The 13,611-nt window shown below is 66.8% G+C and carries 13 protein-coding genes, 1 tRNA gene and 1 pseudogene; 6 read left to right on the top strand and 9 right to left on the bottom strand.

Annotated features, from left to right (window positions below):
• Nucleotides 1-6: 6 nt before the first annotated feature.
• Nucleotides 7-83, top strand: a tRNA-Met gene (locus GV161_RS09250).
• 374 nt (nucleotides 84-457) lie between these two features.
• Here the strand turns inward: GV161_RS09250 and GV161_RS09245 are convergent.
• From GV161_RS09245 to GV161_RS09215, 7 genes and pseudogenes are all read right to left on the bottom strand, one after another.
• Nucleotides 458-1,327 (bottom strand): ABC transporter permease, encoded by an 870-nt coding sequence (locus tag GV161_RS09245; protein ID WP_152014991.1) that lies wholly within the window; start codon nucleotides 1,325-1,327, stop codon nucleotides 458-460.
• Between the two features lies 1 nt (nucleotide 1,328).
• The gene (locus GV161_RS09240; protein ID WP_193219551.1) at nucleotides 1,329-2,264 is read right to left on the bottom strand and encodes an ABC transporter permease; all 936 of its coding nucleotides are present in this window, start codon (nucleotides 2,262-2,264) and stop codon (nucleotides 1,329-1,331) included.
• A complete protein-coding gene (locus GV161_RS09235; protein ID WP_152014993.1) occupies nucleotides 2,264-3,259 on the bottom strand; it encodes an ABC transporter ATP-binding protein in 996 nt (331 codons plus the stop codon). The genes GV161_RS09240 and GV161_RS09235 overlap by 1 nt, the downstream gene beginning before the upstream one ends.
• Nucleotides 3,256-4,269, bottom strand: coding sequence for an ABC transporter ATP-binding protein (locus tag GV161_RS09230; RefSeq protein WP_152014994.1), 1,014 nt, complete (start codon nucleotides 4,267-4,269; stop codon nucleotides 3,256-3,258). The genes GV161_RS09235 and GV161_RS09230 overlap by 4 nt, the downstream gene beginning before the upstream one ends.
• A 70-nt stretch (nucleotides 4,270-4,339) precedes the next feature.
• Entirely contained in the window at nucleotides 4,340-5,980 is a 1,641-nt protein-coding gene (locus GV161_RS09225) for an ABC transporter substrate-binding protein (RefSeq protein WP_152014995.1), read from the bottom strand.
• Nucleotides 5,947-7,551, bottom strand: coding sequence for a phosphoric/sulfuric ester hydrolase PehA (pehA, locus tag GV161_RS09220; protein WP_152014996.1), 1,605 nt, complete (start codon nucleotides 7,549-7,551; stop codon nucleotides 5,947-5,949). Before pehA ends, GV161_RS09225 begins: the two co-directional genes overlap by 34 nt.
• 269 nt (nucleotides 7,552-7,820) lie before the next feature.
• Nucleotides 7,821-8,102: pseudogene (locus GV161_RS09215) on the bottom strand (DNA polymerase-like protein); the annotation flags it as partial.
• A gap of 176 nt (nucleotides 8,103-8,278) precedes the next feature.
• Here GV161_RS09215 and GV161_RS09210 point away from each other — a divergent pair.
• The 5 genes from GV161_RS09210 to GV161_RS09190 all read left to right on the top strand — a co-directional run bounded on the left by GV161_RS09210 (nucleotide 8,279) and on the right by GV161_RS09190 (nucleotide 12,018).
• Entirely contained in the window at nucleotides 8,279-9,016 is a 738-nt protein-coding gene (locus GV161_RS09210) for a GntR family transcriptional regulator (protein WP_152014997.1), read from the top strand.
• Nucleotides 9,017-9,214: 198 nt separating this feature from the next.
• Complete coding sequence (locus tag GV161_RS09205) at nucleotides 9,215-9,613, top strand: cupin domain-containing protein (RefSeq protein ID WP_126115457.1); 399 nt, start codon at nucleotides 9,215-9,217, stop codon at nucleotides 9,611-9,613.
• Between the two features lie 26 nt (nucleotides 9,614-9,639).
• Entirely contained in the window at nucleotides 9,640-10,695 is a 1,056-nt protein-coding gene (locus GV161_RS09200) for an Ldh family oxidoreductase (protein ID WP_152014998.1), read from the top strand.
• Between the two features lie 17 nt (nucleotides 10,696-10,712).
• On the top strand, nucleotides 10,713-11,111 hold the full coding sequence (locus GV161_RS09195) for a RidA family protein (RefSeq protein ID WP_152014999.1): 399 nt from the start codon (nucleotides 10,713-10,715) through the stop codon (nucleotides 11,109-11,111).
• 7 nt (nucleotides 11,112-11,118) lie between these two features.
• Nucleotides 11,119-12,018: a fumarylacetoacetate hydrolase family protein gene (locus GV161_RS09190; protein ID WP_152015000.1), complete on the top strand. Its 900-nt coding sequence runs from the start codon at nucleotides 11,119-11,121 to the stop codon at nucleotides 12,016-12,018.
• Between the two features lie 55 nt (nucleotides 12,019-12,073).
• Here GV161_RS09190 and GV161_RS09185 read toward each other — a convergent pair whose 3' ends face one another.
• Complete coding sequence (locus tag GV161_RS09185) at nucleotides 12,074-13,030, bottom strand: amidohydrolase family protein (RefSeq protein WP_152015001.1); 957 nt, start codon at nucleotides 13,028-13,030, stop codon at nucleotides 12,074-12,076.
• Complete coding sequence (locus tag GV161_RS09180) at nucleotides 13,027-13,590, bottom strand: NAD(P)H-dependent oxidoreductase (protein WP_152015002.1); 564 nt, start codon at nucleotides 13,588-13,590, stop codon at nucleotides 13,027-13,029. The genes GV161_RS09185 and GV161_RS09180 overlap by 4 nt, the downstream gene beginning before the upstream one ends.
• Nucleotides 13,591-13,611 lie beyond the last annotated feature (21 nt).

Here is a 13,611-nt window from a genome sequence, read left to right as displayed (position 1 = left end):
TCTTACCGCGGGGTGGAGCAGCCCGGTAGCTCGTCAGGCTCATAACCTGAAGGTCGTCAGTTCAAATCTGGCCCCCGCAACCAATATACCAAAACAAATACCAAAAACCCCGTCGCAAACCGCGGCGGGGTTTTGTTTTGGCCAGAATATCCCACGCCAACAAAATCAAATACTTAGCATCGCAGGTTCAAATCTGGGGTCCCGCCCCTTGCAACCATGCGCACATCATAAGGGCGCAGCCGGGAGACTGTGACTTCCCACTATGCCGCGTGCGCGAGCCGATCCCCTCGCTGACCGCTCCTCACCCATTCCGGACATCGGGAGCGCCCGGTTTCGGGGACGCCGACGGCTAGGCTGAAACTGGCGCATACCCGAATTAGCGAATGTCACGTTTCCGGCGCTCTGGTTAAGACCAGCAGGCTGAAGGCTCGATCATGACGGCAGGCGAATTATCCATTCAGCGCAATGTGGGGTCGAGCCTGTCGCGCAGCCAGTCGCCGACGAGGCTGACGGCGAGCGTCGTCAGCACGATCGTGCAGGCGGGAGCCAGCATGATCCAGGGGGCACGGGTCAGGTATTCGCGGCCATAGCCGACCATGTTGCCGAGGCTCGTCATCGGCGGCTGCACGCCGAGGCCAAGGAAGGACAGACCGCTTTCGAGCAGGATCACTTCCGGAAAGGTCAGCGTCATCGAGACGATCAGCGTCGAGGCGATGTTGGGCAGGATGTGCTTGAGATAGACGCGAGCCGGCGAGGCGCCGATCTGGCGCACCGCGCCGGCATAGCCCTGTGCGCCGGCGGATATGGCGAGGCCGCGCGCGATCCGGGCATAGCGCTCCCAGCCATAGAGCCCCATCAGGCCGATGAAGAGCGGCAGCGCGTTGCCGAAGAAGGCGAGCACCGACAGCGCCAGGATCAGGAAGGGCATCGCCGCCTGGAAATCCGCCAGCATCAGGACGATCTGCTCGACGAGCCCGCGGAAATGCGCGGCGAGAAAGCCCATCAATGTCCCCAGCACGGCCGAGATGATGGTCGCGCCGAACGCCACCAGCAGCGAGATCCGTACCGAGATGATCAGGCGCGAGAGCACGTCGCGGCCGAGTTCGTCCGTGCCAAGCCAGTGCAGCGGATGGAAGGGCAAGGCCAGTCGGTTGCGCAGGTCGTAGGCGGTGAACCGGTAGGGCGTCAGCCAGTCGGCGAAGAGCGCGACGATGATGATGAAGGCGATCCAGACCAGCCCGCACCAGACGAGAAACGGAATCCGCTGCTTCGGTTTCGGCTTGGCCGCGTCGCTAGCGGGGACGGCGGTCACGGTGACATCAGCCATCTCAGTGCGCTCCGGCCTTGGCGCCGCTGCGCAGCCGCGGATCGAGCAGGCCGTAGAGCAGATCGACGATCAGATTGGCGCTGACCATCGTCATCGCGACCAGCAGCAGGATGCACTGCACGACGGCGAGATCGCGATTGGCCACGGCGACGACGAGCAGCCGCCCGACGCCGGGCCAGGAGAACACGCTCTCGACCACGACCGCGCCGGCGATCAGGCTGCCGACCATGAAGCCGACGACGGTGACCGTCGGCACGGCGGCGTTGGGCAGGGCATGGCCGCGCACGACACGGGGCCAGGGCACGCCCTTGGCGCTGGCGGTGCGGATATAGGACTGGCCGAGCACTTCGAGCATGGCGCTGCGCGTGAAGCGCGCCAGCACGGCGGCACCGCCGATGCCGAGCGTCAGCACCGGCAGGATGGCGTGGCGCCAGCTCTCCTGCCCGCCCGAAGGCAGCCAGCCGAGCTGGACCGAGAAGACCAGCACCAGGACGAGGCCGAGCACGAAGCTGGGGACGGTGAAGCCGGCGACCGCCGTCACCATCACGATGCGATCCATCAGGCTGTCGCGGTGAAGCGCGGCATAGATGCCGGCGGGGATGCCGATGCCGAGCTTGAGGGCGAGCGCCGGCAAGGTCAGTGCCAGGGTGGCAGGGATGCGCTCGAGTACAAGCTGCATCGCCGGGCGCCCATCGCGCATCGACTGGCCGAGCTCGCCTTGGCCGATCGCGGAGAAATAGCGCAGATATTGCAGCCAGATCGGGTCATCGAGGCCCCAGGCCTTGCGGAAGGCGGCGATGGCCTCGGGAGGCGCATCGACGCTCATGATGATCAGCGCCGGGTCGCCCGACATCCTGAGCACGACGAAAGCGAAGGTGACGACGAGCGCGACCGTCAGCGCAGCCCGGCACAGCCGGATGAGGAGGAAACGCAGCATCAGCTCGCCGCCTTGAGGAAATTGGCCTGGTCGTGGGCGACATGGCAGGCCGTGAGGCGCCCGTCCGGCAGCGGCAGCAGGGGGGGGCTTTCGACCGTGCAGCGCTCGCGAGCCGCATGGCAGCGGGGGTGGAAGGCGCAGCCGGAAGGGCGCGCCGCCGGATTGGGCGGATCGCCTTGCAAGACGATGCGCGGGCGGGCGCGGCGGCCCGGCACCGGCGAGGCCGAGACCAGCGCTTCGGTATAGGGATGCGCCGGGCTGGCGAGCAGGAGATCGGCATCGCCTTCCTCGACGATGCGCCCGAGATACATCACCGCGACGCGATGGCTGACCTGGCGGATCACTTTCAGGTCGTGGCTGATGAACAGCAGGCCGAGGCCGAGCTCCTGCTGGAGGTCGACCAGCAGGTTGACGACCTGCGCCTGGATCGAGACGTCGAGCGCCGAGACCGGCTCGTCGCAGACCAGCAGGTCCGGCTTGGTCGCCAGCGCCCGGGCGATCACGGCGCGCTGGCGCTGGCCGCCCGACAGCTCATGCGGATAGCGGTTACCCTGGTCGGCGCGCAGGCCGACCGCCTGCAGCAAGGCTGTCGCCATGGCATCGCGCTCCCCGGCCTCGCCGATGCCGTGAACGTCATAGGGTTCGCGCACCTGTTCGAGGATGGAGAGGCGCCGGTCGAGAGCGCCGAGCGGGTCCTGGTAGATCATCTGCATGCGCGCCCGCATCTGGCGCCAGGCCAGCGTGCCGACCGGCGGGATCGGGGCGCCCTTGAACAGCACGTCGCCATCGTCAGGCGGCTCCAGCCCGAGCGCGAGCCGCCCGGTCGTCGACTTGCCCGAGCCGGATTCGCCGACCAGGCCCAGCGTCCGGCCGCGTTCCACCGTCAGCGAGACCCCGTCGACGGCGCGGACATCGACCGATCGACCAAGCAGGCCCTGCCGCATGGCATAGCGACGGGCGACGCCTCGCACCTGAAGCAGAGGGGCAGTGTTCATGCGTAGACCGGCTCCGGCTGGCGCTGTGGCTGCGCCAGCGGCGGCGTCATGATGCAGGCGGCCCGCCGGTCCGCCGCTTTCGAGGCGAGCGGCGGAACCTGCATGTCGCAGGCCTCGACCCGGCGCGGGCAGCGCGGCGCGAAGGAGCAGCCCGGCGGCAGGTTCCAGGGCTCGGGCACGTTGCCCTCGACCGGGACGAGACGCCGGCGCACGCCTTCGAGCGGCGGCAAGGCGGCGAGCAAGCCCTGCGTATAAGGGTGCAGCGGCTGCTCGAAGAGCGCCTCGGATGCCGCCGTCTCGATGATGCGGCCGGCATACATCACGCAGACGCGGTCGCAGGTCTCGGAGATCACACCGAGATCGTGGCTGATCAGGACCAGGGCCATGTTGGTTTCGCGCCTGATCCTGGTCAGTAATTCGAGGATCTGCGCCTGGATCGTCGCGTCGAGCGCCGTTGTCGGCTCATCGGCGACCAGGATGTCGGGCTTACCGGCCAGCGCCATGGCGATCATCACGCGCTGGTTCTGGCCGCCGGACAATTCGTGCGGGAAGGCGTCGAGCCGGCGCGCTGCGTCCGGGATACCGACGAGATCGAACAGGCGCTTCGCTTCGGCGCGGATCGCCCTGCCGGAGAGCCCGCCATGCAGCGCCAGCGCCTCGCCGACCTGCCGGCCGAGCCTGATCACCGGGTTCAGCGCGCTGGCCGGATCCTGGAAGATCATGGCGATGCGGCCACCGCGGACACTGTCGAGCGTGGCCGGCGCCGCGCCGATCAGTTCGCGCCCATCCAGCATGACGCTGCCGGAAATCGTCGCCTTCTTCGGCAGGAGGCCGAGGGCCGCGAGCCAGGTCACCGACTTGCCGCAGCCGGACTCCCCAACGAGGCCGACAGCCTCGCCGCGATGAATGGCGAGGTCGATGCCGTGCAGCACCTTGACGCCGTCGAACGAGACCGCAAGGTCGCGAATGGCGACGAGCGGGCTCGTCTCACGACTGGTGAGACCGGTCATGGCGACCTCCTCGAACATCCAAAAAGAAAACGGCGCGACCCGTGAGGTCACGCCGTCGATGATGCCGGCTTCAGCTGCGCCCGCCCCAGTTCTCGGCACGGAAGTCCATGGCGAAGGCGGGCGAGGCTTTCCAGGCGAGCGCCTTCGGCTTGGCCGTGAAGGTCGCGTTCTGGTGCAGCACCGTATAGGCCGGGTCCTCGCGCTCGGCGATTTCCAGCATGCGGCGGAAGGCGGCCTTGCGGCGGGCGCGATCCGTCGAGGTCTCCAGCTCGACCGAGAGTTGGTTCAGCTCGGCATTGGTCCATTCGCCGGCCTGCTGCTGCTGGCCATTGGGGCCGTGCTGGCTGACCATCGACGAGACCGGGTCATTGAAGGGCGCCGAGTTCGACCAGTCGCGCACCGCGCGCGTCGGGGTCCGCTCCAGGATCTGCTGCCAGTTCTCCTTGACCTGGATCTCGACGTTAAGCCCCGCTTCCTTCCACATCTCGGCCAGGATCTGCGCGGTGGCGGTCTGGTTGGTGTAGTAGTTGTTCAGCAGGCGGTAGGGGATCGGGTCGCCCTTGTAGCCCGACTGCTTCACCAGATCCTTGGCGAGCTTGAGGTCGAAGGCCGGCACCGACCAGTCGGAGACGAACATGTCGCCGTAATAGGGCCATTGCAGGCCCTTCGGCACCACGGTGCGTCCGGCCCAGAGCGAGTCGACGATGGCCTGCCGGTCGATCGCATGGGTCATGGCCCGGCGGACGAGCGGGTTCTGCAGCTGCGGGTGGTTCTTGTCGAACACCGTCAGGCGGTGGTTCAGGATCGTGCCGCCCTGGACCTCGAAGGCCGCGTTCTTCTCGATCTGCGAGATCTGGTCCGGCGGGATGTCGCAGGCGAACTGATACTGGCCCGAGAGCAGGCCGTTGATGCGCGACGCCGTCTCCGGCACCTCGACGAAGCGGATCGACTTCAGCGGCGGGCGGCCGCCCCAGTATTCGTCGTGGGCTTCGAGCAGCAGCGAGACGTCCGGGCGGTATTCGGCGACGCGATACGGGCCGGTCGTGACGGGCTTCATCGCCCAGTCGCTATAGGTCTTGGCTTCCTCGAAGGCGCGGCGGTTCATGATCTCGCTGCCATAGCGCGAGATGCGGCCTTCCATGGTGACATCAGGCGTGCCGTTGACGAAGCGGACCGTGTACTTGTCGATGACCTGGATGCCGAGCAGCGCGGGCCAGGAGCGGCGCGCGACAGCCGGAACCTCGGCCGGCAGCTCCTTGCTGGCGCGGCCGCCGCCGACGACGAAGTCGACGGAGATGGTCTTGCCGGCGGCGGGCTGCGTCTCGCCGAACATGCGCTCCTTGCCGAAGGTGAAGGCGACGTCCTCGGCGGTCAGCTCATCGCCATTATGGAATTTCACGCCCCGGCGCAGCTTGAGCTCGACCGTCTTGTCGTCGATGCGCTTCCACTCGGTGGCGAGACCCGGCACGCTTTCCAGATTGCCGGTCCAGTTGCGGCCGATCAGCCCTTCCCAGAGCGAGGAGAAGAAGACGCGCTCGCCGACATTGGACTGCTCACGCAGCACGTCGAGCAGGTTCGAGTTGGCGATCTTCTGAACCGCGATGGTGATCGAGGGGCGATTATCGGCCTGCGCGATCGCAAAGCGCGAGGGCAGGATGAGGGCAGAACCGCCGAGCGCTATTGCGCTGCGACGCGTGAGGGAGCCGACCATGACTGGTCTCCTGTTTCGGTTGCGTTGGGATTGCGCTCCTCGAGCCCGCGCGGGCTGGAGCGGAAATGGGTCAGCGTCCGGTCGGCATGGGTCAGCCGCCAGGACAGCGCCTTCTGGGCGTAGTCGCGCACCAGCGCCGCATAGGCCGGATCGTCCGCCAGGTTGATGAACTGATTGGGGTCGTTGCGGAGGTCGAAGAACAGCGGCGGCAGGGCGGCGAAGTGGACGTATTTGTAGTTTTCGTCCTGGATGACGCAGAGGCTGGATTCATCCATGCCGAGCCCGAGCACCTTTTCCGGCTCGGAATAATGCACGTCGCGGAAATCGTATTCGTAGTGCAGCTCGGTGCGCCAATCCGCCGGGCGGATACCCTGCGTGAACGGCATCACCGAGTGTCCGTCGCAGGCGCGCGGCGCCTCGCCGCCGAGCCAGTCGAGGATCGTCGGCATCACGTCGACGCTCTCGGTGAAGGCCTCCTCGATGGCGCCGCGGCGGCCGGCGGCGCCCTGGGGGTCCTTGATGACGAGCGGGATGCGGAAGCTCTCGTCGTGGAAGCCGATCTTGCCCAGCAGGTGATGGTCGCCGAGCTGCTCGCCATGGTCGCTGGTGAAGACGACCAGCGTGTCGTCCCATTGCCCGGTCTCGTCGAGATAGGCGAAGACCTGGCCGAGGCAGTCGTCGATCTCGCTGATCAGCCCGCAATAGGTTGCGCGCATCTGGCGGATCTCGGCCTCGTCGAGCGTCGCGCCCGAACCTTCCGCGCCATGGAAGAACGAGCCGCGCGAGATCGCGTCGACATAATATTTGATCAGCGGGTGCTGGGCGCCTTCGGCCTCGGGCGATTCAGCCCGGATCGGCGCCGGCATGTCCTGCGGCCGATACATGTCGTGATAGGGCGCCGGCGCGACGAAGGGCGGATGCGGCCGGTAATAGCCGAGATGCAGGAAGAAGGGCCTGCCGGCGCGGCCCTTGAGATAGGTCAGCGCGCGCTCGGTGAAGAAGGACGAGTCGGAGAGTTCCTTGGGGATGCGCGCCGGGCGCTCGGTGGCTCCGGGCACGGCATCCTCGCCCTCGGGCAGCCAGATGTCCTCGCGGTTGGGCGGTAGCTCGAAACCGTTCTGCGCCACCCAGCCGAAATAGCCGTCCATGTTCGGCTCGAAGGCGCCGACCGAACGGAAGCCGTCCATCAGGTCGCCGAGCACGAGGAAACGCGGGTCCTGCTTCGCGGTCGAGCGCGGGTCCGGAGTCGTCGTGGTGTAGCCGATCAGCGCCGGATCGTAGCCGATGGCACGCAGCGCCTTGCCGAGGTTGAAATGCCGCTGGTCGAGCGGGACGGTGTTCTGAACCGCGCGATGGTTCATCAGGTAGAGGCCGGTCAGCAGGCTGGCGCGGGCCGGGCCGCAGGGCACGCAAGCGGTGACGTGGTTGGCGAAGGTGACTCCTTCCGCGCAGAGCCTGTCGAGGTTCGGGGTCTTGAGGAAAGGCTGCTGGCCACGGGCGCGCAGCAGATGCGGTACGAAATCGGCGCGCCACTGGTCGACGACGATCAGAAGAACGTTTTTACGAGTCATGCTTGGCCTCTCGAGGTGGCGCCCAGCTATCCGCCGTGGATGACGCCTGCATGACCTGCGAGATCGATGTTCGGATGGCTGGCCCGTAGACACGAGCCCTCCCATGCAGGCCGGGGACGGCGCGGCTCCACGTCGCAGCTCGGCGCGGGGTCGACATGTGTTGTCGGCCGGAGCGGTTAACCGGCAGCGCGCTTGTCTCGGCAATTCCCGATCGGCCAACATCGGGTGCTTCGCCGTCACTGATCGCGAGCCGGCCGAAGAATGAGGGGCAAGATACGGCGATATTTCTCGAAGACCGTCTGCCAGATCACGAGGTTGGCGACGCCCGTTTCGTCCTCGATCGTCATGAACATCACGCCTTTGGCCGAGCCTGGTCGCTGTCGTACGAGCACCAAGTCAGCTACATCGACCCAACGTCGATCATGGGAGGCGACCGCATCGGCGCAGGTCACAATCCGCCGGCGCTCGAATTCCGATCTCGGGAATGCAACTGGATGCTGGCGCAGAGTCGGCCCGATGTGGCCATAACCCTCTACCACCTCGCTGCCCGCTGTCGTGCCGGTCATCAGGCGGCCGATCGCCCGGGCATCCTTCCAGTGGGGAGCGGACCGGGGGATTTTCGAGGGAGGTTTGCACACTATCCGCGCGATTTGCTCAGCTCTCGCTTCGACGGTAATGAATTGTCGAAGCACTGGAATATCAACAGGCATATCTGCGGCATGATGCGATGACGGCAAAGAAGGGCGAGAGCGGGCAAAAGCGTCGTCCGGCGCAGCGCGGCAAAAGCAAGAAAGAGTCACTCCCGCTGTCCGAGCAGGCCTACATCGCCATCAAGGACCGGATCATCACCCTGTTCTTCGCGCCCGGCCAATATCTCAACGAAGCGTCGATCTGCGAGCAACTGGATATGGGCCGCACGCCCGTCCACCAGGCGCTGCAACGATTGCAGGCCGAAGGCCTCGTCGATGTCGTGCCGCGCAAGGGCGTGATCATCCAGCCCGACTCGATGGGGCAGGTGATCGAGATCCTCGATGCGCGCCTGGTCGTCGAGCCGGCAATCGCGGCGCGCGCCGCCGAATACGGGCGGCCTGAGGATGTCGAGGCTGCCCGTGCCATCCTCGACCATCACCGTGACGATGCCCATGGCGGCGGCCGGATCGACGCTTTCGTCGAATGCGACCGCGCCTTCCATTCCAAGGTCAGCGACATGTCCCAGTCGCGCATCCTCGGTGACTTCGCCAAGGCCCTTCATGAGCGCTCGATCCGCGCCTGGTATCTGCACCTCTGGCAGACGCTCGACACCGACGCATCCGACCGCCAGCACCGCGCCGTCCTTGCCGCGATCGAGGTGCGAGACCCAGGGGCGGCCGCAGCCGCGATGCGCGATCATCTCAGCGGGCTTCGCGAGCGGGTGGTTCTCCTGCAGCAGCACGCGCCAAAGCGCGTTCCCTCGCATGCCCGCTAGGCATCTTTCAGCGCGTTAGGCGGTAGCGCTCGCATTGCCGCGTGAGCGCTCGGACGCTGCGCTCGCCCCAGCCTCGACCCTTGGTTTCCTCGCCCAGACAAAATCTGGGCGCGGCGGCGCTTTGCGACTTGCATTAGACATCATGTGAAATATCATGATGGACATCGTAAGCGCGACAGCTTGAAAGAAGGGTCCATCATGCAGCTCCCCGCCGGCGCTCCGAGCCTCGAGGAAATCCTGATCCAGACGAACGACATGCCCTGGCGGGAAAAGTCGTTGAAGGGCGTGCACGAGAAGATGCTGTGGCGGGACGAGGCGACCGGCGCGTCAGTCGCGCTGATCCGTTTCGAGAAGGGCGCCGGCATTCCCAAGCCGCATTCCCACGCCTCGAACCAGATGATGTTCTGCTTGTCCGGCCATTTCGAATACACGGCGACCGGCGTCACGCTGAAGCCTGGCAGCTTCTACTGCAATCCCAAGGGCAATGTGCACGGCCCGAGCCTCGCGATCGAGGAAACGGTCGTGGTCGAGATTTATGACGGCCCGCACTACCCGCAGACGCCGTCCTGGTACACCGACGAGCGCGACGCTCATTGATCGCCGGTCGAAACGAGGCCCACATCATGAGCAATTCCGCTTTCCAGCCAGCCGCCGCGCTGCGTGATCTGGCTCAGGCGCTGCTCGCAAAGGTCGGCGCTCCCGCTGACCATGCGAGTCTGGTCGCTGAGGCTCTGGTCGATGCCGACATCGAAGGCCTCGGCTCGCACGGGCTGATGCTGCTGCCGATGTATCTCGAGCGCATCGAGAAGGGCTCGGTCGATGCCGCGGCGAAGGGCGAGATCGTGGTTGATGCCGGTGCGCGCGTCACCATCGATGCCGCGAATGCACTTGGCCAGGTCACGGCCGAGCGGGCTTCCGAGCTCGCAGTCGAGCGGGCGGCGACGCATGGCCTCGCCGCAATCGCCGTGCGTAACGCCTTCCATTTCGGCGCCGCCGGGCGTTTTGCGCGCAAGATCGCGCTCTCCGGTCAGATCGGCATCGTGATGGCCAATACCCGCCCGCTGTTGCCTCCGCCGGGCGGGGCCGAGCGCGTCGTCGGCAACAACCCGCTCGCCATCGCCGTGCCCACGGGCGGCGAGCCGCTCGTGCTCGATCTTGCCATGAGCGCCGGCGCCATGGGCAAGATCAGGCTCGCGCAGAGCCGCGGCGAGCCGATCCCGGAAGGCTGGGCCGCGACCGCCGACGGCTTGCCGACGACCGACGCGGCCGAGGCGATCAAGGGCATGCTCTTGCCAGCCGCCGGCGCCAAGGGCTTCGGCCTCGCCGTGATGGTCGACCTGCTCGCGGGCGGGCTGTCGGGCGGCGCCATCGGCGATGCCGTGCGCCCGCTCTATGGCGATCTTGCCGAGCCTTATGCCAGCGCGAACCTCTTCATCGCCATCGATATCGCCGGCTTTCGGCCGCTGGCCGAGTTCGAGGCGGCGGCCTCCGGCTTCGCCGAGCGTATCCGGGCCTCGAAGCCTGCGCCCGGCGGGCCTCCTGTCCGCATGCCCGGCGACCGAGCCGCCAAGGCGCATCGCAATTTCGATGGCAACTGCCGCATCGCGCCGGCGACGCTTTCGGCGCTACGCGCCGCTGCCGAGCGGCTCGGCATCCCCTTTCCGTCTTCCCTGTCCTGATCTCGAGGAGTTCTCCCATGGCAAAGCAACAGATCACCAGCGCCAAACTGCGCCAGCCCAACGGCCATTTCTCGCAGGCCACCGCGATCGAAGCCCGCGGCCGCCTCGTCTTCCTCTCCGGCATGACCTCGCGCCGCGCCGACGGCTCGATCGCCGGCGTTGGCGACGTCTCGGAGCAGACCCGGCAGGTCTGCGAGAATCTGAAGGCTGCGGTCGAGGAGGCCGGCGGCACGCTCGATGACATCTGCCGCGTCGACGTCTATGTCCGCAACATGGAGCATTTCGACGCGATCCATAAGGTCAGGCGCGAGTACTTCACCGGCATCGCCCCGGCCTCGACCATGGTCGAGATCTGCAAGATGACCTCGCCGGATTATCTGATCGAGATCAACGCTATCGCGGTCATTCCGGACTGAGCCGCAGATGCGCTACGTCAACCTGCGCCATGATGGCGGCGAGCGGCTCGGCCTCGTCGTCGGCGACCAGATCGTCCTGCTGGAGTCGGGCGCCGGCGACCTCGTCGCCTTCATAGGCTTGCCGCACAACGAGCGGCAGGCGCTGATCGTCGCGAGCCTCGACAGGGGCGCGCGGCTGCCGCTGGCAGGCGCAGCACTGGCTGCGCCTGTGCGCCGTTTCCGGCGTGACGTGCTCTGCACCGGCTGGAACTACTGGGACCATTTCGAGGAGAGCAAGGGCAAGCGCGAGGGGCAGGATGTCGATCGCCCGAAGGCGCCGACCTTCTTCACGAAGTCGCCCGATGTGGTGATCGGCCCGCAGGACGACATCGCCTTCGACGCCCGCATCTCCTTGAAATGGGACTACGAGGCCGAGATCGCGATCATCATCGGCAAGGGCGGCCGCAGCATCCCACGCTCGCGGGCGCATGAGCACATCTTCGGTTTCTGCCTCGCCAACGACGTCTCGCAGCGCGACCTGCAGCGCCGCCATGGCGGGCAGTGGCTGAAGGGCAAGAGCATCGACGGCACCATGCCGCTTGGTCCTTTCGTGGTGACGCCGGACGAGATCGACCTGCCCAAGGTCAGGCTGCAATGCCTGCTCAATGGCGAGCTCATGCAGAACGCCGTGGCGGCGCAGATGGCCTTCCCGGTCGATGAGCTCATCGCCGAGCTCTCCTTCGGCATGACGCTGCATCCGGGCGACGTGCTGCTGACCGGGACGCCGAGCGGCATCGGCAACGCGCGCGAGCCAGCAATCTTCCTGAAGGCGGGCGACGAAGTGGTGGTTCGGGCCGAGGGCCTGGGCGAGCTGCGCAATCGCCTCGTCGAGCATGATCTCGCCGGGGATAGCGACGTCACACCCTGAGTGGCGCTTCCATCAAGCGAAAGGGCCGGTTCCTCGGAGCCGGCCCTTTTTCATGTCAGGCTGTCAGCTTGGCGGGGTTATCGCAGAAGATCGCCCGACGCCGGCTCTCGCTAAGCCCGGCGAGCTGCTCATGCGGCTTGATCACGCCCATCGGGAACGGCCAGTCAGAGCCGAAGACGACCCGCTCCGGACCGAACACCGAAGCCGCCAGATCGAGCAGCGTATCGTCATGGGCGATGCAGTCGACGCAGAAACGGCGCAATGCCTGTGCCGGCGCCTCGACTTGCTTGTCGACGCCCGGTCGTCCCGTGGCGAAGCCGCGCTGCCAGCGCCCGGCTAGGGCCGGCACGGTGCCGCCGGCATGGGCGAGGCAGATGGTAATGCGCGGATGGCGCTCCAGCACGCCGGCGAAGACGAGATGACCGGTTGCGACCGCCGTCTCGCTCGGATTGCCCAACAGGTTGTGCAGATAGAACGGGTCGAGCCGCCCGTCGCAGCCCTCGCCAGGATGCAGGAAGACGAACGCAGAGGCGGCATCCAGCGCCTGCCACAGCGGGGCGTAGTTGGCGTCGGACAGCATCAGCCCCGGTTCGCCCGTCGGCATCGAGAAGCGAGCTTCGGTGGCGGTGGCGCGCTCGCGCACGATCCGGGCGGCGAGCTCCGGATGAGCCACGGGCAGATGGAAGAGCGGCGCCAGCCGGTCCGGATGCGCGGCGGCGATCGCCGCGAGCCCGTCATTCAGTAACCGAGTCCAGGCCTCGGCCTGGGCTGCATCGAGCCCGGGACGATAGGTCGGCGGCGGAGCCGAGATCCAGGCCCGCTCGACACTCTGCTCGTCCATCCAGGCGATCAGTGCTTCCGGATGGAACAGCGCCTTTATGCCGATCGGATGGCCATCGATGACGAGCTTTTCGTTCGCCGCGTCCCAGCTCACCCCGGGGACGCTCGCGAGCGGCGCGCCGACCGGAATGAGATGGGCGTGAACGTCGAGAGCGATACGCTGGGCGGTCATGCTGGGGCCATCGCGAAGCGCGCGACATGTGCGGAAAAGCGGGTGAGGAAGCCGTCGAGGAACTGCCGCGTCGCGGGATCAGCGATCCCGCCTGAGGCGTCGAACAAGCCCTCGCGCATCGCCATGCAGACCTCGGGTTGCGGCAGCACGGGAACGTCGAGATGCGAGAGGATGTTGCGCAGGTGCTGCTGGGCAGGGGCTGTCCCGAGCGAGCCGCTCGCCAGGCCCGCGATCGCCGTCGGCTTGCCGCGCCAGGAGTTGGCGCCATAGGGGCGCGAGCCCCAGTCGATGGCGTTCTTGAGGGCGGACGGGACCGAGCGGTTGTACTCGGGCGAGACGATCAGCACGCCATCGGCCGCTTCGATCGCCTGCTTGAAGGCAAGCACCGCCGACGGCAGCGCGCGGTCCAGGTCGCGGTTGTAGAGCGGCAGCCCGGCGAGATCGCTCTCCCCAAAATCGAAACGGTCGGCGCCGAGCCGTGTGAGTGCCGAGGCCAATCGGCGATTGATCGATTCACGGCTGAGCGAGCCGACGAGCAGGACGATGCGGGGCTTTGTCATGGCAAGTCCATCATAGCGAGC

Origin of the sequence: Bosea sp. 29B (genome assembly GCF_902506165.1) — a bacterium.
GTDB lineage: Bacteria > Pseudomonadota > Alphaproteobacteria > Rhizobiales > Beijerinckiaceae > Allobosea.
This window is presented reverse-complemented; position numbering and strand designations above follow the sequence as displayed.